Origin of the sequence: Paraburkholderia sp. GAS32 (genome assembly GCF_050434225.1) — a bacterium.
GTDB lineage: Bacteria > Pseudomonadota > Gammaproteobacteria > Burkholderiales > Burkholderiaceae > Paraburkholderia > Paraburkholderia madseniana.
The window spans coordinates 1-20,247 of the sequence record NZ_JBNPVS010000054.1; the positions used below are offsets into that span (position 1 = coordinate 1).

At 61.6% G+C, this 20,247-nt stretch carries 17 protein-coding genes and 1 rRNA gene; 11 read left to right on the plus strand and 7 right to left on the minus strand.

Annotated elements, in window-relative coordinates:
* A 5S ribosomal RNA gene (gene rrf / locus P3T25_RS40405) occupies nucleotides 1–93 on the plus strand; the annotation flags it as partial.
* Between the two features lie 126 nt (nucleotides 94–219).
* Here rrf and P3T25_RS40410 read toward each other — a convergent pair.
* The 3 genes from P3T25_RS40410 to P3T25_RS40420 all read right to left on the minus strand — a co-directional run bounded on the left by P3T25_RS40410 (nucleotide 220) and on the right by P3T25_RS40420 (nucleotide 4,842).
* Entirely contained in the window at nucleotides 220–1,287 is a 1,068-nt protein-coding gene (locus P3T25_RS40410; RefSeq protein WP_429362830.1) for a lipocalin-like domain-containing protein, read from the minus strand.
* A gap of 245 nt (nucleotides 1,288–1,532) precedes the next feature.
* Nucleotides 1,533–4,106, minus strand: a complete 2,574-nt coding sequence (locus P3T25_RS40415) for an FtsX-like permease family protein (protein WP_429362832.1) — start codon at nucleotides 4,104–4,106, stop codon at nucleotides 1,533–1,535.
* Nucleotides 4,093–4,842 carry an ABC transporter ATP-binding protein gene (locus P3T25_RS40420; protein ID WP_154567133.1) on the minus strand — a complete coding sequence of 250 codons (750 nt, stop codon included), beginning with the start codon at nucleotides 4,840–4,842 and terminating at the stop codon, nucleotides 4,093–4,095. Before P3T25_RS40420 ends, P3T25_RS40415 begins: the two co-directional genes overlap by 14 nt.
* Nucleotides 4,843–5,527: 685 nt before the next feature.
* Between P3T25_RS40420 and P3T25_RS40425 the strand changes: the two genes are divergently transcribed.
* From P3T25_RS40425 to cysS, 6 genes are all read left to right on the plus strand, one after another.
* Nucleotides 5,528–7,081 carry an NADH-quinone oxidoreductase subunit M gene (locus P3T25_RS40425; protein WP_093644582.1) on the plus strand — a complete coding sequence of 518 codons (1,554 nt, stop codon included), beginning with the start codon at nucleotides 5,528–5,530 and terminating at the stop codon, nucleotides 7,079–7,081.
* A 374-nt stretch (nucleotides 7,082–7,455) separates the two neighbouring features.
* Entirely contained in the window at nucleotides 7,456–8,355 is a 900-nt protein-coding gene (gene cyoA, locus P3T25_RS40430) for a ubiquinol oxidase subunit II (RefSeq protein WP_154567144.1), read from the plus strand.
* A gap of 3 nt (nucleotides 8,356–8,358) precedes the next feature.
* Complete coding sequence (cyoB, locus tag P3T25_RS40435; RefSeq protein ID WP_429362834.1) at nucleotides 8,359–10,347, plus strand: cytochrome o ubiquinol oxidase subunit I; 1,989 nt, start codon at nucleotides 8,359–8,361, stop codon at nucleotides 10,345–10,347.
* Nucleotides 10,347–10,952, plus strand: a complete 606-nt coding sequence (cyoC, locus tag P3T25_RS40440; protein WP_154567135.1) for a cytochrome o ubiquinol oxidase subunit III — start codon at nucleotides 10,347–10,349, stop codon at nucleotides 10,950–10,952. Before cyoB ends, cyoC begins: the two co-directional genes overlap by 1 nt.
* On the plus strand, nucleotides 10,953–11,309 hold the full coding sequence (gene cyoD, locus P3T25_RS40445; RefSeq protein ID WP_429362836.1) for a cytochrome o ubiquinol oxidase subunit IV: 357 nt from the start codon (nucleotides 10,953–10,955) through the stop codon (nucleotides 11,307–11,309).
* Between the two features lie 317 nt (nucleotides 11,310–11,626).
* Nucleotides 11,627–13,012 carry a cysteine--tRNA ligase gene (gene cysS, locus P3T25_RS40450; protein ID WP_154567136.1) on the plus strand — a complete coding sequence of 462 codons (1,386 nt, stop codon included), beginning with the start codon at nucleotides 11,627–11,629 and terminating at the stop codon, nucleotides 13,010–13,012.
* A gap of 174 nt (nucleotides 13,013–13,186) precedes the next feature.
* On the opposite strand, the gene P3T25_RS40455 is transcribed toward cysS, so the two are convergent.
* The 4 genes from P3T25_RS40455 to P3T25_RS40470 all read right to left on the minus strand — a co-directional run bounded on the left by P3T25_RS40455 (nucleotide 13,187) and on the right by P3T25_RS40470 (nucleotide 17,951).
* On the minus strand, nucleotides 13,187–13,435 hold the full coding sequence (locus P3T25_RS40455; protein ID WP_154567137.1) for a hypothetical protein: 249 nt from the start codon (nucleotides 13,433–13,435) through the stop codon (nucleotides 13,187–13,189).
* Between the two features lie 296 nt (nucleotides 13,436–13,731).
* Nucleotides 13,732–14,424 (minus strand): HAD family hydrolase, encoded by a 693-nt coding sequence (locus tag P3T25_RS40460; RefSeq protein WP_154567138.1) that lies wholly within the window; start codon nucleotides 14,422–14,424, stop codon nucleotides 13,732–13,734.
* Nucleotides 14,425–14,508: 84 nt separating this feature from the next.
* Nucleotides 14,509–15,960, minus strand: coding sequence for a cytochrome-c peroxidase (locus tag P3T25_RS40465; RefSeq protein ID WP_429362839.1), 1,452 nt, complete (start codon nucleotides 15,958–15,960; stop codon nucleotides 14,509–14,511).
* A gap of 200 nt (nucleotides 15,961–16,160) precedes the next feature.
* Nucleotides 16,161–17,951: a phospholipase C gene (locus P3T25_RS40470; RefSeq protein ID WP_429362841.1), complete on the minus strand. Its 1,791-nt coding sequence runs from the start codon at nucleotides 17,949–17,951 to the stop codon at nucleotides 16,161–16,163.
* A gap of 369 nt (nucleotides 17,952–18,320) precedes the next feature.
* On the opposite strand from P3T25_RS40470, the gene P3T25_RS40475 reads away from it, so the two are divergent.
* The 4 genes from P3T25_RS40475 to P3T25_RS40490 are packed head-to-tail and all read left to right on the plus strand — an operon-like array spanning nucleotide 18,321 to nucleotide 20,195.
* Nucleotides 18,321–18,641 (plus strand): YXWGXW repeat-containing protein, encoded by a 321-nt coding sequence (locus P3T25_RS40475; RefSeq protein WP_429362843.1) that lies wholly within the window; start codon nucleotides 18,321–18,323, stop codon nucleotides 18,639–18,641.
* A gap of 32 nt (nucleotides 18,642–18,673) precedes the next feature.
* Nucleotides 18,674–19,249 (plus strand): RNA polymerase sigma factor, encoded by a 576-nt coding sequence (locus tag P3T25_RS40480; RefSeq protein WP_171927195.1) that lies wholly within the window; start codon nucleotides 18,674–18,676, stop codon nucleotides 19,247–19,249.
* Nucleotides 19,246–19,665: a hypothetical protein gene (locus tag P3T25_RS40485; RefSeq protein WP_429362845.1), complete on the plus strand. Its 420-nt coding sequence runs from the start codon at nucleotides 19,246–19,248 to the stop codon at nucleotides 19,663–19,665. The genes P3T25_RS40480 and P3T25_RS40485 overlap by 4 nt, the downstream gene beginning before the upstream one ends.
* Nucleotides 19,662–20,195 (plus strand): periplasmic heavy metal sensor, encoded by a 534-nt coding sequence (locus P3T25_RS40490; protein WP_154560739.1) that lies wholly within the window; start codon nucleotides 19,662–19,664, stop codon nucleotides 20,193–20,195. Before P3T25_RS40485 ends, P3T25_RS40490 begins: the two co-directional genes overlap by 4 nt.
* Nucleotides 20,196–20,247: the final 52 nt, after the last annotated feature.

Consider the following 20,247-nt stretch of genomic DNA (forward strand, 5'->3'; position numbering starts at 1 on the left):
GGTCCCACCCCTTCCCATCCCGAACAGGACCGTGAAACGACTCCACGCCGATGATAGTGCGGATTCCCGTGTGAAAGTAGGTAATCGTCAGGCTCTCCTGCAAGACCAGAAACCCCACCCCACAAAGGTGGGGTTTCTGCGTTTACGGCGCAAAAACCAGCCATCTGAAAACATCGCCACCGTGATACCCTGTCCGGTGCGGCTCCTGTCCTGCCGGTATCACTCCTTCCCGATCCGCAGCGCGTTCGCGTACCCCGTCAACTCCAGATACGCACGTCCAACGTCCGCGCCGTCACGGCTCACCCGCACTGCACCTTCCCAATACACTGCGCCGGTCGATTGGCGGGAATCGAGTTCCTGGTCGTCCATCAGCGGATCGAGGCGCCACGTAAACGCGCCGGTTTTGACCGTCATCGACACGGGATACGACGTGTTCGTGCGTGGCGAGCGCCATGTGCGAACTGGAGTGAAATCGACCTGATCGCGGCCGAACGTCGTCACCTGACCGTCGCGATTTCTGAGTGCGGCATGTGCCCATATTGCGTGTCCATCGCGACTGCGAACCTTGAATGCCATCAAGGCTGAACCGTCCGTCAGATTGGCGCCGAGCCAATCCCATCCGACCGCGTCGGCATCGAGCAGCGTGCTGGACCATTCGTGATCGAGCCACGCGGCGCCGGTAACGGCCGTTTCGCCCGTCGATTTGCTGCCTGCCGCGACCGGTCGAACTACGCTGCCAGTCACGCGCAATTGCGGCTCGCTGTAGTAATAGCTCGCCTGTTCGGGCCGTGGACCCTTGAGCGAGTAGCCGCGTTTGCCCTGGACCAAAGGAGCTTGTGTCGGTGTCAGCGCGAGGTGCAGCGCGAATCCGTTCGCGTCCACTGTAACGTCGTAGTGGCCGTCGCCGGCCCGGACGATTTTCCATGCATCGAGTTTGACGTCAGTATTGTCCGGCTTCGCGTACGCCAGCCCGAAGCCTTGGCGGGCAATGCGCTGATCGTGCGTCAGATGACCAGCCGCAGGATCGCTTAACGCGGCATGGGCAATGATCAATTGCGACGGTGCGAACGCACTCGGGTCCGCTGCGTCGTGACCGGTTGCCGAGCGAAAGAATGTGATCTGGAAACCGAGGGGGTGATTGTCCGGTGTAGTGAGCCAGCCTGTTGCGTACCACCATTCGGTGCGAAAAGCCGCGTGTGCGCCGGTGTCCTGCGGAAAGACGACCGGATGGTCCGGCGTGACCGCTGCGAACTCGGGTGTCGCAGCGAACGCGGATGCAGTAGCCATCAAACCCAAGCAAAGCAACGCCGCATGAATCGCTGCACTCAGCCTTCGTGCACTTGCCAGGCGCGGCGGCGCAGCCGATGACCGGCCTGGAACGTTGTGCGCCAGGCGGACGCGACCAGTTCGATAAGAGCACGCAGTCACTCGACACGTCACTTGATACATCGCTCGATACGCCGATCCATACGTCGCTCCATACGCCGCGTCATACATCGATTCCCGCACCACCTCACGCGACGACCTGCCCATCACCAATCCTCCTTCACCGCGCGCACCGCATCCACCGACACCGCGCCTCGTCCCGCGATCACCGCCGTGGAACACGACGAAGCCAGCATCACCAACGCAACCGTGCCGAGCACGGTCCATGGAACGTGCAGTGACATGCTCCAATGAAACGACTGCGGATTGACGACGAACACGAGGATCAGACTGATCGCAAACCCAAGAACGAAGCCCATCGCGATCCCGCAAGCGGTGAGCATCCCACCTTCGAGCGCAAGAATTGCGAGAACCTGCGAGCGGGTCACGCCCACATGCCGCAGCATGCCGAACTCACGGGCCCGCGCGAGTGTCTGCGCGGAAAACGTCGCCGCGACGCCGAACAGGCCGATCACGATCGCGACCCCCTCGAGAAGATAAGTGACGGCAAAACTCCGATCGAAAATGACCAGCGTACGCGCGCGGATTTCGCCCGGTTGCGACAGGTTCAGCGATGCACTGAAGGGCAGCGCACGCAGGCCGGCCATCACGCGTTCTACGCTCGTTCCCGGCTGAACGGTGACGGCCACATCCGTCGCGCCTGTGTCGGCGGTTAGGCGCCGGTAATCCGGAAGCCGTATCTGAATCGCGCCTGTCTGCCGCACGTAGTCACGCCATACGCCGGCTACAACGAACACGTGACCGCGCTCGCCGAGCGGCAACTGCACGCGTTGACCGAGCTTATATCCGTACAGATCGACCATTGCTTCGGATACCCAAACAGGTGTCTCGCCCTCATGGAACGCGGAAGGCGGCAGTACCGCTCCGGTCATCTGCAGATTCGCACCTGGATCGGCAGCGTCGATTTCACGGGCGAGTACGGCGATGTCCGGCCGTGCAGGGGCGAGCGTGAGATGCGAGGTGCGGGCAAACGCCGCAGTCTTGATGCCGGGCACGGTGCTCAGCAGAGTCTGTTCGTCGGGGCGCAAGCCACCGGTGTCGCCGTTCGGCGCCACGCGAACGTACAGATCGGCCGAGAGCAGGTGGCCTAACCAGTCTTCGACAGAAACACGAAAGCTGGCCACCATGATCGCCATTGCGACGATCAGCGCGAAGCTCGACAGCACGCCGCCCATCGCGATCGATGCATGGCCCGGCGCATTCGCGAGACGCGCCAATGCCAACGTGCTCGCCGCGCCGGCCTGCCGCCGCGCGCCGAGAGCACGGCTTGCGGCGCCAAAGATCAAAGCGGTCACGCGCGGCATCAGCGCAATCCCGCCGACCAGCAACAGCGCGACAGCCAGATAGCCGCCGACAGGCGCATCGAACAACGGCGGCACCTGCGTGAGCAAGGCGGCAACCAGCAGACATGTCAACGCGGGCCACGGCGTAGCGAGTCGCGCCAGTGCGCCTTCCTCGGCGCCGGCTTTGAGCGCTGCTGCCGGTCGCGCACGTGCCGCCTCCAATGCAGGGGCAAGACTGCCTAATACCGACACGGCGATGCCAAGCGTCAGAAATAGTGCGGTCGCGATCGGTTCGAAACCGACGTGCGGTTGCACGCCAGGAAAATAGCCGCCGCCCAGATCGCTGCCGAAAAAGCGCAACGCACCGCTCGCCATCGCATAGCCGAGCGCGAGTCCGGATAGCGAACCGAGCAGGCCGAGCAGCGCGCCTTCCATCAGGATCTGGCGCAACAACTGGCCGCGCGTCAGTCCAAGCACGCGCAACATCGCGAACTGTGCACGGCGCCGCACGACGCCCAGTGCCTGCGTCGAAAACACGAGAAACGCGCCGGTGAAAAGCGCCACCAGCGCGAGCACGTTCATATTGATCCGATAAGCGCGCGACAGACGATCGGTGCGGCTTTCGGCGTCGCGCGTCTCGGAGATCACCCACCGCCCGCCAAGCCGCGCTTGCAGATCACGCTTGAAGCGTTCGCGATCGACGCCCCGTTCAAGTTGCACGTCGATGCGCGACAGCTTGCCCACTTTGCCGAATTTCCACTGAGCGGCGGCAATATCCATCACCGCGAGCCGCTGACCCGGCCGCGTTCTCACGAGACCGCCGGCCACACGAAAGTGCACGATCGACGTGCCGCTTTGCAGTGCCACGTCATCGCCGATCTTCACGTTCAACCATTGTTGCGCCGCCGCCGAGAGAAACACCGTATCGGCCGCGAGCGTATCGAACGGCCGATCCGTTGACGGCACGCCAATCAGATCAGGCGCAATGCGGCTTGCCTTGAAGACGTCGACGCCGAGCAGGGGCAGTGCGGCGCTCTGATCCGGCACGGTGACATCGAGAGCGAGTACGGGACTCGCCAGCGCCACACCAGCCTCCGTCGACAAACGCGGATAGATGGATTCGTCGAATAAAGGTTGCGCACCGCGCACTTGCAGATCGGCTTCGCCCGACAGGCTGCGTGCCGCCGCCGAGAATTCATTGAAGGCCGCGCTGTTGATCAATTGAACGGCATAGCCAAGCGCGACGCCGAGCGCGATCGTTGCGATCGCAACCAGTGCGCGTCCACGGTGACTGCGCCACTCTGCGCCCAACAGCCAACGCGCGAGCATGCGATGACCTCGCATACGCTGCAGCGGCCGTGGGTCAGCGTGCATCATCGGCTGAACGCGCAGCGGATCGAGCGTCGGGTGGCGAGCCGGAAAAGGCGGTGCGTCCGGACGATGCGTGCAAACCGCCGTCGCTCAGAATCAGGATACGGTCTGCCACTGCCGCGGCTGCCTCCGAATGCGTGACCATGATGGTGGCCGCGCCGGTTGCCTTGCTTTGCGTGCGGAACAAGCCGAGTACCTCGTGTGCGGTATCGGGATCGAGGTTGCCGGTGGGTTCGTCGGCGAGAATCAGTTTCGGACGATGCACGAGCGCCCGCGCTATGGCGACGCGTTGCAACTCGCCGCCCGACAACTGCCGCGGAAAATCATCGCCACGGCCGCTCAAGCCGACGGCCGCGAGCATATCGAGCGCGCCGGCCGTGGGCAGCTCGTTTAGCAGCAGCGGCAGAGCGACATTCTGCGCAAGTGTCAGATGAGGCAGTACGTGAAACGCCTGGAACACGAAGCCCAGTTTCTGGCGGCGCAACCGCGTTGCCGCGTTGTCATCCAGACGCGAGACTGCGCTGCCGTCGATGATCACGTCGCCGCTATCCGCGCTGTCGAGCCCTGCAATGAGATTCAGCAGCGTCGATTTGCCGACGCCGGAGTCACCCATGATCGCGACGAATTCACCCGGCGCGAGCGTGAAATCGAGGTGCGCCAGCACGATGCGGCCGGCGCCGTAGGCCTTGCCAAGCCCACGGCATTCGAGCGCGGGAACGACACCTTCATCACGAAGCAGCATGCGGTATCCAATAAGTCTGGCCGGTGAGGGCGGCGTCCAATCGTGCGAAGAACTACCGTGCTACGCACGAGCGCCGGCCCCTGAACCGCCGAAGTATATTCGGGTTCTGTAAGGCTCGCAGGCGAGCGCCGCCATCGCCCGATACCTGTCTGACAATGGGAAGGCAGGTAGATCGACAGGGTCTTTTCGGGCTCGCGCCGACACTTCTTTAGAGTGCCGGATCAAAAAAAATTTCTGCTCGTGGATACGCTAAATTTTCGCCTGCGGCTCGAAATCGGCTTTGATGGCGCGTCGTGCACCAGAATGATTTATTTCGGTGCGATCGTCGCGTCGAAGCGGTTGTGCAAGAGTGGCTAATCGCCCGCCAACTGCCTTCTTCTACATGTAAAAGGCATGGTGTATACCCTGACGAAATTGCTTTGTGCGTCTGCACATTTTTTGGCGTTTCGCAAGAGCAGGCGTGGCAACAACGCATTACCAAGGGCTTTGCAGCGTTGTTGCGCTGCAAAAGTATTCTTATCTTGGTAATCTCCCACCTTGGTCATTCGACTGCGGGTAAACGTGAGGCAGGCAGCACCGCTTCGACGTCAATTTCAGCGAAATCCAACCTACATTTCCATTTCAATGCTTTCGTTTTCGAAGGCATTGATGCGGCGTTTTGTATTTCAAGTTTTCAACAGAACACATGCCATTGCCTCCGCTTCTTAGCCTACTCATCTGGATCCCTATTGTCGCCGGCCTCGTGGTTTTGCGTGCCGGATCGGACGCGGCGCGTAGCCGCACGCGATGGCTCGCGTTGATCGGCGCGATAGCGGGCTTCCTGCCGGTGATTCCGCTCGTGTCGAATTTCCGCAACGACGTGACGTCGATGCAGTTCGTCGAGAACGTCCGCTGGTCACCTACGTTCGATATTGCATGGCATGTGGGGGTGGATGGGATTTCGCTGTGGCTCGTCGCGTTGACCGCGCTGACCACGATCATCATCGTGGTCGCCTCGTGGGAGTCGATCACCGAGCGCACCGCGCAATACTTCGGCGCGTTCCTGATGCTGTCGGGTTTCATGCAGGGCGTGTTCACGTCGATGGACGGCATGCTGTTCTTCATCTCGTTCGAGGCGACGCTGATTCCGTTGTACCTGCTGATCGGGACGTGGGGCAATTCGAACCGCTCGTATGCCGCGGTGAAGTTCTTCTTCGTCTCGTTCCTCGGCTCGCTGATGATGCTGATGTCGATGCTGTATCTGTATGCGCAGACGCACAGCTTCGACCTCGCGCTGTGGCGCGAAACGCGCCTCGGCACGTGGCCGCAAGTTCTGATCTTCCTCGGCTTCCTTGCGGCGTTCGGTGTGAAGGTGCCGATGTGGCCGCTGCATACGTGGCTTCCTGACGTCCACCTCGACGGCCCGACCGGCGCCGCCGTGATGATCGGCATGCTCAAGCTGGGCGGCTACGGCCTGCTGCGTTTCGCGTTGCCGATCGCCCCGCAGGCCAGCCATTTCTTCGCGCCGATGATGATCACGCTGTCGCTGGTCGCGGTGATCTATTCGAGCCTGCTGGCGCTCGTGCAGACCGACATGCGCCGCCTACTTGCGTATTCGACGATCGCGCACATGGGTCTCGTGACACTCGGCCTGTTTGTCTTCAACCGCATCGGCCAGGCCGGTGCGATCGTGCAGATGCTGTCGTACGGCGTGGTGTCCGGCGCGATGCTGCTGTGCACGGGCATGCTCTTCGACCGCACGAAGACGGCTTCGATCGCTGAATACGGCGGCGTTGCCAACACCATGCCGCGCTTCGCCGCGTTCGTGATGCTGTTCTCGATGGCCAATATCGGCCTGCCGGGCACCTCGGGTTTTGTCGGCGAGTTCATGGTGTTGATGGGCGCGATCCGCTTCAATTTCTGGATCGGCGCCATCGCGGCCTCCACGTTGGTTCTGAGCGCGGCCTATACGCTGTGGATGTACAAGCGCGTGATTTTCGGCGCGATTGCCAATGCACGCGTCGCGAAGCTGCAGGACCTCGGCAAGCGCGAGTTCGTGTTGCTCGGCGCGATGGCTTTGCTGGTGCTGGCCATCGGCATCAATCCGAAGCCTTTCACCGATGCAATCGACCCGTCGGTCGGCACGCTGCTGGCGCAATCGGAACGCAGCCTGCATCCGTCGGACTCCGTTCCGGCTGACGGTGGCGAGCATCTGCAGGCTGCGGCGCCCGCTACTGTCGCGGCACGCACGCCGGGCTGATCGAAACAAGCGTGTGTTGCAAGTGCAGCATCCTTCGCCAGGATGCTGCCGGCGCGAACGCGCTTTTTCGCATCCATACACACGTCCTTTTCGAGCATCCGGCGCAGCGTAACCGTTCAGGTAACACTGCGTTCTAGTGCTTGTTTAAAGGGACTTTTGTGATCCGGTGATTCCGCCGGTACTTTGCAATAGCGCATTGCGAACCCTCACGCGCGCATAGGTATGCGGCAACATGTCACACGGTGTTGCGCTGCAATAGATCGTTGCGAAAACGAGTGTTTATATCCCCTTGACGACCCCCTATTATGCGATCGCTTACTAAGGGAGAGCGGTCGAATGACGTTCGTTGAAGTCGTGGAAGAAAGGCAATGGATATGAAAGGAAAGACGCTGCGAGGGTCGACAGGTTTCCTTTCCGCCGGCCTCGTGTTGTTGCTCTCGGGTTGCAGCAACCTCGATATTTTGAATCCGAAGGGGAGTGTGGGTCTGGCGGAACGTGAGCTGATTGCCACGTCGGTCTGGGCCATGCTGATCGTGGTCGTTCCGGTTATCGCGCTCACGCTGCTGTTCGCATGGCGCTATCGCGCGTCGAACCGGAATGCCGAATACAAGCCGGGCTGGGTGCATTCCACTGGCATCGAAATCGCCATCTGGACGATTCCAACGCTGATCATTCTGTTCCTCGCCGTGCTGACGTGGAAGAGCACGCACGAGCTCGATCCGTATAAGCCGCTCGAATCGCAGGTCAAGCCGATCAACGTCGAAGTCGTCGCACTCGACTGGAAGTGGCTCTTCATCTATCCCGACCTCGGCATTGCATCGGTGAACCAACTGGCGTTCCCGGTCGGCACGCCGGTGAACTTCCTCATCACGTCCGACACGGTGATGAACTCCTTCTTCATTCCGCAACTCGGCGGCCAGATCTACGCGATGGCAGGTATGCAAACGCGTCTGCATCTGATCGCCGACGAGGCCGGCAACTACGCAGGCACCGCGGCGAACTTCAGCGGCAAGGGTTTCTCGGACATGAAGTTCCGCGCGCTCGCCACGTCGCCCGACGAGTTCAACGCGTGGGTCACCAAGGTACGCGCCTCGTCCGACCGTCTCGACATGGACCGCTATCACGCGATGTCGGCGCCTACGGAGAAGGAGCCGGTGCGCTACTTCTCGTCGGTCGATCCGAAGCTCTTTCACAACATCATTGCCCGATACAACAACGGTAACGTCCTCGACAACATGAACGACGCCAACTGTGCGCCTAAGGGTAAGGGGTAACGCATGTTCGGAAAACTTACGCTCGATGCGATTCCGTACCACGAGCCAATCATCGTGGGCGCAGGCATCTTCATGGCGCTCGTCGGGTTGGCCGTGCTCGGCACGGTCACCTATCTCGGCAAAGGGCGCTACCTGTGGACGGAATGGCTGACCTCCGTCGACCATAAAAAGCTCGGCATCATGTACATCATCGTGGCGATGATCATGCTGCTGCGCGGCTTCTCGGACGCGATCATGATGCGTCTGCAACAGGCGCTCGGCTATATGAGCCCTGGCTATCTGCCGCCGCATCACTACGACCAGGTGTTCACCGCACACGGCGTCATCATGATTTTTTTCATGGCGATGGCGTTCATGATCGGCCTGATGAACCTGATCGTGCCGCTGCAGATCGGCGCGCGCGACGTCGCGTTCCCCTTCATCAACTCGTTGAGCTTCTGGATGACCGCGGTCAGTGCGATTCTGATCAACGTGTCGCTGGTGATCGGTGAATTCGCACAAACGGGCTGGCTGGCTTATCCGCCGCTATCGGAATTGCAGTTCAGTCCGGGTGTCGGGGTCGACTACTACCTGTGGAGTTTGCAGTTGTCCGGTATCGGCACCTTGCTCACCGGCGTGAACTTCTTTGCGACGATCGTGAAGATGCGCGCCCCGGGCATGACCTGGATGAAGATGCCGGTGTTCACGTGGACCGCGCTCTGCACCAACGTGCTGATCATGGCCTCGTTCCCGATCCTGACCGTGACGCTCGCGCTGCTCGGTCTGGACCGTTACCTCGGCATGCACTTCTTCACGAACGACGGCGGCGGCAACGCCATGCTGTACCTGAACCTGATCTGGGCATGGGGTCACCCGGAGGTGTACATCCTGATCCTGCCGGCGTTCGGTATTTTCTCGGAAGTCGTGGCCACCTTCGCCAAGAAGCCGCTGTTCGGCTACAAGACGATGGTGTGGGCGACCTGCGCGATCATGGTGCTGTCGTTCCTCGTGTGGCTGCACCACTTCTTCACGATGGGTTCGGGCGCTGACGTCAACGCGTTCTTCGGCATTGCGACGATGGTGATTGCGATTCCGACCGGCGTGAAGGTGTTCAACTGGCTGTTCACGATCTACAAGGGCCGCCTGGAATTCACCACGCCCGTGCTGTGGACGATCGGTTTCATGATCACGTTCACGATCGGCGGGATGACCGGCGTGATGATGGCGATCCCGGGCGCGGACTTCGTGCTGCACAACAGCCTGTTCCTGATCGCTCACTTCCACAACGTGATCATCGGTGGCGTGCTGTTCGGTTATCTGGCCGGTTTCAACTACTGGTTCCCGAAAGCGTTCGGTTTCAAGCTGAACGAGAAACTCGGCAAGGCTGCGTTCTGGTTCTGGCTGGTCGGCTTCTACGTCGCCTTCATGCCGCTGTACGTGCTCGGCTTCATGGGCATGACGCGTCGTCTGAACCATTACGACAATCCGGCATGGCATCCATGGCTGATCCTCGCTGCGTTCGGCGCAGGGCTGATCGCCATCGGTATTGCCTGCCAGTTGGCGCAGTTGTACGTCAGTATCCGCGACCGCAATCTGCCGGAAAATCGCGACGTCTCGGGCGATCCGTGGGATGGTCATACGCTGGAATGGGCGATGAGCTCGCCGCCGCCGGTGTACAACTTCGCGCTCATCCCGACGGTGCGCAAGCTGGACGCGTTCACCGATATGAAGTCGCGTAAAACGCAGCAAAAAGAGCCGGTGTATCGCGACATTCATATGCCGTCGAATACGTCAGCGGGTCTGCTGGTTGGCCTGTTTTCGCTGGCGCTCGGTTTCGCCGGTGTGTGGCACATCTGGTGGCTTGCGATCGTCGGCCTGGTCGGCGCGATCGGCACGGTGATCGTCTATAGCTTCCAGGACAACGACGGCTATTACATCCCGGCCGACACGGTCGCGTTGATTGAAGAAAAACGCGCCGGCGCTGGTGCCCACATTGCGGTAGAGGTGGACTGATGCTACAGAAGACTATTGCGGTTCAGCCGCATCTCGCGCCGGACCATGTGCCGTCGCAATCGGTATTCGGTTTCTGGCTGTACCTGATGACCGACTGCATCATCTTTGCCGCGCTCTTTGCCGTATTCGCGGTGATGGGCCACCAGTTCGCGGGTGGCCCGACCGGCAAGGATCTGTTCGAGATCCCAGGCGTCGCGCTTGAAACCTCGATGCTGCTGCTGAGCAGTATCACGTACGGCTTCGCGATGCTGGGCGCGCACAAGAACAGGAAGAGCGTGCTGCTCTTCTGGCTCGGCGTGACGTTCCTGCTGGGTCTCGCGTTCCTCGTGCTGGAAATGCGCGAGTTCTCGCACCTGATCGCAGAGGGTGCGGGTCCGAGCCGCAGCGCGTTCCTGTCGTCGTTCTTTACGCTGGTCGGCACGCACGGTTTGCACGTGACGTGTGGCCTGATCTGGATGGTGGTGCTCGCCGTGCAGGTGATGCGTCATCGCGATCTGACCGAACGCGACATGATTCGCCTGACGTGCCTGAGCCTGTTCTGGCACTTTCTGGACGTCGTGTGGATTGGCGTCTTCACCTTTGTCTATCTTGCGAGCGTGATCTAAATGGACCATAGGCATCACTCACACCTGGCACACCCGGACGAAGGACACGGGGGGGAAAGTCACGGCAGCTTCGGCAGCTATACGGTGGGTTTCATTCTCTCCGTCATCCTGACTGCCGCGGCTTTCGGTCTCGTCCTCAACGGGACGTTGACCGGCGAGAACGCTCTGCTTGCGATCGCAGGCCTCGCGTTCGTGCAGATCGTCGTGCATCTGATTTTCTTCCTGCACATGAACGCGTCGTCGGCACAGCGCTGGAACGTCATGGCGTTCGGCTTTACGGTGCTCACGGCCGTGATTCTGATCGTCGGGTCATTGTGGATCATGCATAACGTCAGCATGCACATGATGTCCCGCTAGGCGGAAAACGCCGTAGGTCGAGAAGAAGCCCCGCAAGGTGAAAACCTTGCGGGGCTTCTTCATGCATTCCGAAGGCGCACGATTCGGACACCGCGCCGCGATTCAGGATTGACCGGCCTCGAAACACACGTTAGCATCGTTTCCATGATCGCTTCTATCCATTCCCGTTCGCATTCTTTGCACGCATGCTGTTGCAGCCTGCCAAGGGGAGCGTGCGTCTAGCGAGTCGATCTGACCACGTCCGCGTCCCTGAGGCCACCCGTCACAAGACCGGTGGTTTTTTTGTTTCCTACACGCTCAACACCACAGGAATTCACATGCCACTCGTCCTGTACGACACCTGGTCGCGCGCCTTACGCGCTTTCACGCCGATTCAAGCGGACCATGTGGGCCTGTATTGCTGCGGCCCGACCGTGTACGACCACGCGCATATCGGCAACCTTCGAACCTACGTGTTCGAAGACGTGCTGCGACGCGTGCTGACATTGAACGGCTACGCCGTGCGGCACGTCGTCAATATCACCGACGTCGGTCATCTGGTTTCCGATGCCGACGAAGGCGAAGACAAAATGGAGAAGGGCAGCAGGCGGACCGGCGAATCGGCGTGGGCGATCGCCGAGCGATATACCGAAGCCTTCATGAACGACTGGCGCGCGTTGAACCTGCTCGAACCTGCCCTGTGGTGCCGCGCGACTGATCACATCGCCGAGCAGATCGACTTCATTGCCGAACTCGAACGCAAAGGCTATACGTACCGCACGGTCGACGGCGTCTACTTCGACACGAGCAAACAGGACGATTACGGCTTTCTCGCACGTCTCGATGTCGCTGGCCTGCAGGCCGGCAAGCGTGTTGCGCTGGGAGAGAAACAGCACGCGACGGATTTCGCGCTGTGGAAATTCAGTCCGCCGGACACCATGCGGCAAATGGAGTGGGAGAGCCCGTGGGGCAGGGGCTTTCCCGGCTGGCATATCGAATGCTCGGCGATGTCGGCAAAATACCTGGGCCCATGGTTCGATATTCATTGCGGCGGAGAGGATCACATCGCCGTGCATCACAGCAATGAAATCGCGCAGACTCAGGCACGGCATGGAACCCGCCTCGCGAACTTCTGGATGCACGGCCATTTCCTCACGCTGGACGCCGGCAAGATGTCGAAATCGGGAGGCGACTTCGTGCGTTTGCAGACGTTGATCGATCGAGGCATCGATCCGCTCGCCTATCGCTACTTATGCCTCGGCGCGCATTACCGGAGCACGCTGCGCTTCAATCTCGACGCGCTCGATGCCGCGCAATCCGCGTTGGACCGTTTGCGTCGAGCTTATGTGCAATGGCCGGAAGGAGGCACGCCCGATGCAAATAGCGTCGAACGTTTCAAGGCTGAGGTCGATCAGGATCTGAATCTGCCGCGCGCGCTTGCTGTTCTGTGGGATGTGGTGAGAAGCGATCTCCCGGCGGCGACGCGCCGTGCGACGGTCGATCGATTCGACGCCGTGCTCGGACTTCGGCTTGCCGACTGGAAGGAAGAAGTGCCTGATATTCCCGCCGATATCGCGCTTCTCTTCGATGAGCGTGAAAAGGCCCGCGCGGCTAGGGACTGGAATGAGGCTGATCGACTGCGTGAGCGATTAGGAGCCGAGGGCTGGATAGTGGAAGACGGTCCGGGTGGGCAGGTGCTGCGTCCGCGCGAGACAGCGAAGTAACGATATCCCGGCGTGGCGGCACTCAGGCTTTTTCAGGCCGGGCGGCTGCCGTGCCCGCATAGCCGACGGCGCATCGCCAGAATTGAACGTCGATCTGTGCGTGCAAAGCGGGGCCATGAAAGTAGACGGGCCGCCATGCTGGCCCGTCTATCTTCATGCGGTTTCTTGCGTGGCCTAAAGCGGCACCACCACCGGCTCAGAGTGGCAAGGCGGCTTGCCGTATGGAAAATGGACAGGCCCACAACCCCAATGGATCGGCGGACACTCCCAGCCACGCCGAACGACGACAGGTGGCATCATTCCGCCGGGGCAAGCCGGCGGCGCTTCTCGCGTGAGGCAGGCGATGCCGCCGCGGACGGATTGCGAAGCCGAGCGATCGAGTTCGTCGACGCAGGGCAGGTCTTTGAGGACTAGCGCTTTCATGGTGGATCTCCGGCAAGGTTGGATTGGCAGTGAGCCCGGGTAGCGCCGCGCTCATTGGTTCCCATTGCACACACCATGCCATCCACCGCAACGCCGCATGCCGCCCACATCCGCCGGTCTCGCGAGCGCAAGATGGTTGAGATACACCGACTCGTGACGCTACGATGTTGGCGCACTACCAACAGCTACGGTCGGTATGGCGAACGAGACCGACCGTCTCGCGGTCGGATATCGCGTGCCGATCGATCCCGCCTTCGAGTAACGTCGAGTACCGGGTCGAGTAACGGCGCGCGTCCTCAACCCTGCACACCGCGCCATCCGGCGAGCAGCGCGGGCAAGTCGGCCATGTCCCGAAAGACGTGAACCGCGCCCGCGCCATGCAAGGCCGTGGCGCTGCTGTGGCTCAGTTCTTTCGGACAATAGCCGAACACGGTGGCACCGGCGGCCACGCCTGCAGTCACGCCCGTGACGGTATCGTCAACTACTGCGCAACGTTGCGGTGCTACGCCCAGGCTGGCGGCCGCGGCGAGATAGACATCGGGATACGGCTTGTTGCGCGGTGTTTCGTGACCGCTGGAGATGCGCCCTTCAAAGCAGTCGAGAATGCCGGCCTTCACCAGTTGCAATTCCACTTTGATGCGATCGGCGCCGGACGCGACAGCAATGCGTCCGTTGAGCGACGCGTAAAGCGCGCGCACTGCCGACGCCGCGCCATCGATCGCCACCAGCTCGCGATCGAGCGCCTCATTGCGGCGCGCACGAAATTGCATGAGCCAATCCGTCGTAATCGCGAAGCCGGTGCGCGCTTCGATGAGTGCGGCTTCATCCCTGACGGCCTTGCCGACAAAAATTTGCATCGCCTCTTCAACGCTCAATTGCCAGCCTAACTCGCCGAGCATCTCGGTCAGCACGCGGTTGGTGATGGGTTCGGAGTCGACGAGCACGCCGTCGCAGTCGAAGAGTACGGCGTCGAAAGGGAAATCGGCCATCGGGCAGGGTATGGATAGAGGTCGCGGAACCGGCAAGGATACCTCACCGGCTCGCGCGACGCTGCGCAACGGCCCTGGTGGGAATCAGGACCCTGCAGCCTTGTACCCGTCACTCAGCGTTTTCATAAACGCGATGATGTCCTGAATATCCTGATCCGTCATGGCCGGCTGATCCCCGAACTTGCGATCGAACGGCGCATCGGCAACGTCGACATTGGCGTGATACTGGGCCGGCAGATCGTTGTACTTCTGTACCTTGCCCGAAGCATCGCGCGGATAGATCTTCTCAGGCGCCGTGTTGCGCAAGTTGTAGAAGTCCATGACTTGCTTGAGGTCGTGATACACGCCGTTGTGGAAGAACACCTTGCGCTCGGCAGCATTGCGCAGGGTCGGCGTCAGGAACATCCCGCAGTACTGCGTCTCCTTCGTCATGTCGTCGCGGAATGGCCCGCACACGCCCATATCGAAGAACTTCGGATCCTTGTTCGCTGGAATGGCCGGATTCCGCGGCACGCCAAGCGCCTCGTACTGAGTGTCGGTAAACACGGGCGGCAAGCCATCCTTGCTAGGCTGACTCAAATGGCAGCCCGCACAATTAGCCTTGTCCTTATCGTTGAACAACTGCAAGCCGTGCAATTCAGCATGGGTCAGCCGCGCTTTACCTTCGAGCCAGTAATCGTACTTGCTGGTAAAGGCATGGAACGACTGATCCTCGGTCTGATACCGTCCCACCGCGAACATGGCTTCCGAGATCAGCAGGCTCGGATTATTGACGACGCCCGGCCCGAAGATCTGTTTGAACTGGTCCAGATATCTGGTTTGCAGCAGCTTGCGCGCGACATCCTCTTGCGTCGCGTTGGCCATCTCCACCGGATTCATCAGCGGGCCGATCGCCTGGATTTGCAGCGTATCGGCGCGGCCGTCCCAGAACAGTCCGCCTTGCGGCACCATCGCCGGGGCGGCGGGCGCGGCAAGCGCCGTCTTCTGTGCGCGCTGCACGCCGGCGGCCTGTGTCGCCAGTTGGGTCATATCGACGGGCACGTCGGTATCGCCCTGATCCGGCCCGATGCTGAACGGCGCCTGGCGGTACAGATACGTCAACGACGGCGGCGGCCGGTAGCCGGCCTGATCCATGTGCGGGCCGCCGAGTTGAACCGGGAACGCGTTATCCGGGGCGTACGAATGCTGTGGCGAGTGGCACGACGCACACGATTGCGTACCCGATGCCGACAACGTCTTGTCGAAGAAAATCTGTTTGCCGAGCAACGCAACCGCGCTCAGCGGCGCGTCTTGCGGACGCATCAAATGAATCGGATGAGGATTCGCGCCGGTGATTTCCTCGACGATCGAGCCAACTGCGGGCGGCATCCGTTCCGGGTGGGCGAGCGCGTACGCGCAGACCACGACGAGCGCGAGCACGATGCCGGCGGCGCTCCACGCAAGCAGCCTGAGCCAGGCGCGACGGGTAATGACGGGGCCCGGCTCACCGCCGGCAGGCAGATGCGGGGGCAGCAAGGCGTCTGAAGGATGATTCATGGCGGTAGTGACAAGTAATTCGATCAGGTGCGATCAAAAAGCAAATCGAGCCAGCACGTTCGCACTGGCTCGACGCCCAACTACAGCTTGATGTGTTTCCTGCTCTTCCTCGCGCTGCGCTTCGTGTCGTCATGCACGAGCAGCGCTCGTACACGACGTGACGGCAGGCGCACCGGAAGGGCAGTCCGCTCGTTTGCGGGTCAGCTAGCCGGCGGCGCCGACAGTTTCGTACCCAGGTTCTCATCCAGATACACCGTCGGATTGTTGCCTGAGCCCGAGAAGTTGAACATGTTCATGATGCTGCCCGCCGTTGCATCGAACGAACCGTTGCCAATTCGTTGACCGCCGAGCCAATTGTCCTCGATGAACTTGACCACGGACGCCTGGGTGATCGGCGTATCGTCGACGAAGTTGACCTTCGCCCACGGCGACACCACGATAAACGGCGTGCGCGTACCCGGGCCGCAACGGCCGTTCACCGCACCGCCATTCACACCCTGCGGTTGAACCGCGCCTGTTGCCGTGCACTGGCCCGTGCCGCTCAGGTTGTCGGTGCCGGCGATCGTTGCGCCGCCCGCGGATTGCGCCGTGGTCGAATCGAACGACGAGCTCGTCGGTGCCATGTAGCGGTGATCGTACCAACCGTCCGAATCGTCGTAGGCGATGATCACGGCGGTGTTCTTCCAGTCAGGCTGTTGCTGCAGGAAGTTGATCACCTTCGTGACGAAAGCCTGTTCGTCGATCGGGTCCGAGTTGCCCGGGTGACCGTCGCCGACTGCCGGCGCTTTCAGGAAGCTCACCGACGGATAGTTGCCAGCCTTCACCGCGGCGAAGAAGTCGTCGGTGTCGTACTGGTGGTGAACCGGCGTTGCCGTGTTGTCGAGCGGATCGGTCGCGCCGATCAGTGCCGTCGAAGTCGGACGTGTGTGCTTGAGGTTGGCCGTGCTGGCGTAGTACTGGAACCACGCGTGATGTTGCACGTAGTCGACCTTGGTCGCGTTCAGCACTTGCGAGAACGTCGAGCGTGCGCAACCGGTCGTGCCGTTGGTATTGGTGGTCGTCAGATTGAAGCCGCCCATGAAGCCGCCCCACGTCAGGCCCTTCGCGTTGAGCAGGTCGCCGATGTTCTTCGATGTCATCGCACCCGTCACCGCGCTGCCTGCCGCGATCGTGCAGACGTCACCGGTCGGGTCCAGGTCGCCGACCATCGTGAAGCCGCCGGCCGAGTCAGGAATCGCGTTGGCCGAGGTTCCGCCCGTCACCACGACACCATTATTCTGGCCCGAGATGACTTCGAGTGCGCCAGGCGTCGACGGACCATACGTGTCCGTGTACGCGTTCTGGTTCATCGCGAAGTTCTGCGCGTAGTTCCACATTGCCGTGACCGTGTTGCCGTCGAAGTAACCGAGCACCTGGCCCTTCGTGGCGAACGCGCCGGTGCTGCCGGCAATGGTCGAACCCGACGCCGTGAACAGCGGGAACGAGTCCATCGCGCCGTTGTTATACGCGAGCTGTTCCGCGGCATACGCGTGGTTCTGGCTCGACGTATTGGCTTGCGAACGATCGAGACGGAACGGCAGCAGGTCGGCGGCCGGCAGGCCGAGACCCGCGATCGTCACCGCGCCGACCGTGCGGCCTGCCGTGTTCGGTGAGGTCGACAGCGCGTTCGGGTTCGCTGCGATCAGGTTGTTGGTGCTGAGGTTGTTGACCGACGGCGTGCCTGCGGCCGCACTGAATTGCGGCTCGCCGACCGGGTTGTTGGCTTGCGGGTAGGTTGCGAAGTAGTGGTCGAACGAGACGTTCTCGCCGAAGATCACCACCACGTGTTTGATCGGCGTGGCCGTCGTGACGGCATCCTGCGCCGACACCGAGACTACCGGCGTCGATGCAGCCGCCGGCGCGGACGCCGTCGAGTTCACGCTATTGTTGCCGCAAGCTGCGAGCGCAAGCATCGCGGCAAACGGGATGGGTAAGAGGGTTCTACGGAACATGTGACTGGCTCCAGATTCGACTTCGCCGTTCAGCGTTTCCAGTAATGCACGTGTGGATGTTCGCTGGGGATATTGTTAGAAATACAGCTAAGGTGTCTTACCGCTAGAAACTGGGCGCATTGAAACACCCGCTGATTAAGATTTGAGGGCGCGAACATTACGTCACCTATCGGCTGCCATTCATTTCAATAACGTTTGCTGTCGTTCCGCTTGCGCGGGGCCGAGGTGTAAAGGCTGTTCTGGCCTCCACGATTCGCATGCTTGCGCGCGATTCTTTCAATGACAATCAAAGCGACGGATTTTTCGGGCTACTGCGTTCAAGAAGAAACGCAGCCGCTTCTGGCTTCAGTTCTTATGGGAGAAACCAACATGACATCGACCAAACCGGTCCGCCTTCTGACTTCCGTGCTCGCTGCAGCGATTACGTGCGCTGCCGCACTGACGGCTGCGCCGGCCTTCGCGCAGGCGGTGATCGTCGCGCCGATGGCGCCGCCGCCGCCGCGCGTCGAAGTGATGCCGGCGCCGCGTGCCGGCTACGTCTGGGATCACGGCCGCTGGCGTTGGGACCACGGCCGTTATGTGTGGGTGCCGGGCCACTGGCAGCCGGTGCGCGTCGGCTATCGCTGGGTGCCGGGGCATTGGGTGCAGCGCGGACCTAACTGGCGCTGGGTCGAAGGCCATTGGGCCTGAACGTTGAGCACCGTGGTGCTCTTACGCGCGCTGTGGAGTCGCATGCCTTGAGCGAACGGGATCCCGATGCGGAATTGCTCGAGGGGGTGGCCCGGCAAGACCCGGCCGCCGTCCGCTCGCTCGTCGCGCGCAAGCTGCCGCGTCTGCTCGCACTCGCCACGCGCATGCTGGGAGACCGCATGGAAGCGGAAGACGTGGCGCAGGAGGTCTTCGTGCGGATCTGGAAACAGGCTTCGCGCTGGCGGGAAGGCGAGGCGAAGGTCGATACGTGGGTCCATCGTGTCGCGCTCAATCTTTGCTATGACCGTCTGCGCGGCCGCCGCGAAGTCCCGCAAGACGACATGCCCGACGAGATCGACCCCGCCGCGTTGCCCGACGCCGCGCTTGAAGCGCGCGCCCAGGACAAGCGCGTTCGCGAGGCGCTCGCCGCATTGCCGGCACGACAGCGCGAGGCGCTGGTGCTGAATTACTACCAGGAGATGTCGAACATCGACGCTGCCGCCCTGATGGGCATCACGGTCGATGCGCTGGAAAGTCTGCTGGCACGTGCGCGCCGCAATCTGCGCGCCCAACTGGCCGGCAGCGGCCTTAGCAAGGACAAGTCATGACGCCCGAAAGATTCCATCAGATCGTCGAAGCCTACGGCGCCGATCCGCGCCGCTGGCCGCAACAGGAACGCGCGGCGGCAGAGGCCTGGGCCGCGGCGCATCGTGCCGAGGCCGACGCGTTGCTGGCGGACGCGGCCGGCATCGATGCATGGCTGGCCGCCGACAAGGTCGATCCGCCTGGCGCGGCATTGCAGCAGCGCATCATCGGCAGCGCACCGGTACGGCGGCCGAGCGCACCACGCCGGAAATTTTGGTGGTCGGGTGCGGCGGTGGCAGGCGTCGGCGTGCTGGGCGGAGTGGCCGGCGCCTTCGCGGTCTCGTTCTTTGTGTTGACGGGGACGGTTCCGCAAATGCACGAGTCCTCTTATTTAACTTCGAGTTTCGGTGGTTCGTCCGCCGATTGGAGCGGCGAATGAACGGCCGGTCATGGAAAATCGTGCTGGTGGCTTCGCTGGTGCTCAACGTGTTTCTGCTGGGCGCGATTGTCGGGGGTGCTTATCAATGGTTTGCGGCGCATGGCGCGACTACCACGGTGCTGGCGCAGCAGCGCACGGCGTTGCGCTTTGCTGCCGAAACGCTGCCGGCCGAGCGTCAGAAGGCGTTTATCGACGGCCTGAAGAATGCGCGCCGCGAGGGCAAGCAGTTTGCCCGCGAGGGCCGTGAGGGACGTCACGAAGTGTTGCGTTTGCTCGCCGCGCCGCAGTTCGATCGCGCGGCACTGGACGCAGCGTTGGCCCGCACGCGTGAGGCCGACAGCAGCTTGCGCGCGCAAGTGGAGGGCAGTGTGGCGGATTTTGCGGCGACGCTGTCGCCTGAGGAGCGCATCCAATTCGCCGACAGCCTGAAGCTGCGCGGACAGTGGCGTGAACCGCAGCAGGCCGCCAACGCGAACAAACCACCGAAGCCGGCCGCAAGTGAATCTTCGAGTGAATCGTCGGGCGAATAAAAAATTCTGAACGGCCGCGACGGATTTGAGCGTGGCGGTCGTTTAAAGAAAT

Bases quoted from the DNA above. Each gene is read 5' to 3' on its own strand.
- P3T25_RS40410 (WP_429362830.1), bottom strand. From the start codon at position 1,287: ATGGCTACTGCATCCGCGTTCGCTGCGACACCCGAGTTCGCAGCGGTC.
- P3T25_RS40415 (WP_429362832.1), bottom strand. From the start codon at position 4,106: ATGATGCACGCTGACCCACGGCCGCTGCAGCGTATGCGAGGTCATCGC.
- P3T25_RS40420 (WP_154567133.1), bottom strand. From the start codon at position 4,842: ATGCTGCTTCGTGATGAAGGTGTCGTTCCCGCGCTCGAATGCCGTGGG.
- P3T25_RS40425 (WP_093644582.1), top strand. From the start codon at position 5,528: ATGCCATTGCCTCCGCTTCTTAGCCTACTCATCTGGATCCCTATTGTC.
- cyoA (WP_154567144.1), top strand. From the start codon at position 7,456: ATGAAAGGAAAGACGCTGCGAGGGTCGACAGGTTTCCTTTCCGCCGGC.
- cyoB (WP_429362834.1), top strand. From the start codon at position 8,359: ATGTTCGGAAAACTTACGCTCGATGCGATTCCGTACCACGAGCCAATC.
- cyoC (WP_154567135.1), top strand. From the start codon at position 10,347: ATGCTACAGAAGACTATTGCGGTTCAGCCGCATCTCGCGCCGGACCAT.
- cyoD (WP_429362836.1), top strand. From the start codon at position 10,953: ATGGACCATAGGCATCACTCACACCTGGCACACCCGGACGAAGGACAC.
- cysS (WP_154567136.1), top strand. From the start codon at position 11,627: ATGCCACTCGTCCTGTACGACACCTGGTCGCGCGCCTTACGCGCTTTC.
- P3T25_RS40455 (WP_154567137.1), bottom strand. From the start codon at position 13,435: ATGAAAGCGCTAGTCCTCAAAGACCTGCCCTGCGTCGACGAACTCGAT.
- P3T25_RS40460 (WP_154567138.1), bottom strand. From the start codon at position 14,424: ATGGCCGATTTCCCTTTCGACGCCGTACTCTTCGACTGCGACGGCGTG.
- P3T25_RS40465 (WP_429362839.1), bottom strand. From the start codon at position 15,960: ATGAATCATCCTTCAGACGCCTTGCTGCCCCCGCATCTGCCTGCCGGC.
- P3T25_RS40470 (WP_429362841.1), bottom strand. From the start codon at position 17,951: ATGTTCCGTAGAACCCTCTTACCCATCCCGTTTGCCGCGATGCTTGCG.
- P3T25_RS40475 (WP_429362843.1), top strand. From the start codon at position 18,321: ATGACATCGACCAAACCGGTCCGCCTTCTGACTTCCGTGCTCGCTGCA.
- P3T25_RS40485 (WP_429362845.1), top strand. From the start codon at position 19,246: ATGACGCCCGAAAGATTCCATCAGATCGTCGAAGCCTACGGCGCCGAT.
- P3T25_RS40490 (WP_154560739.1), top strand. From the start codon at position 19,662: ATGAACGGCCGGTCATGGAAAATCGTGCTGGTGGCTTCGCTGGTGCTC.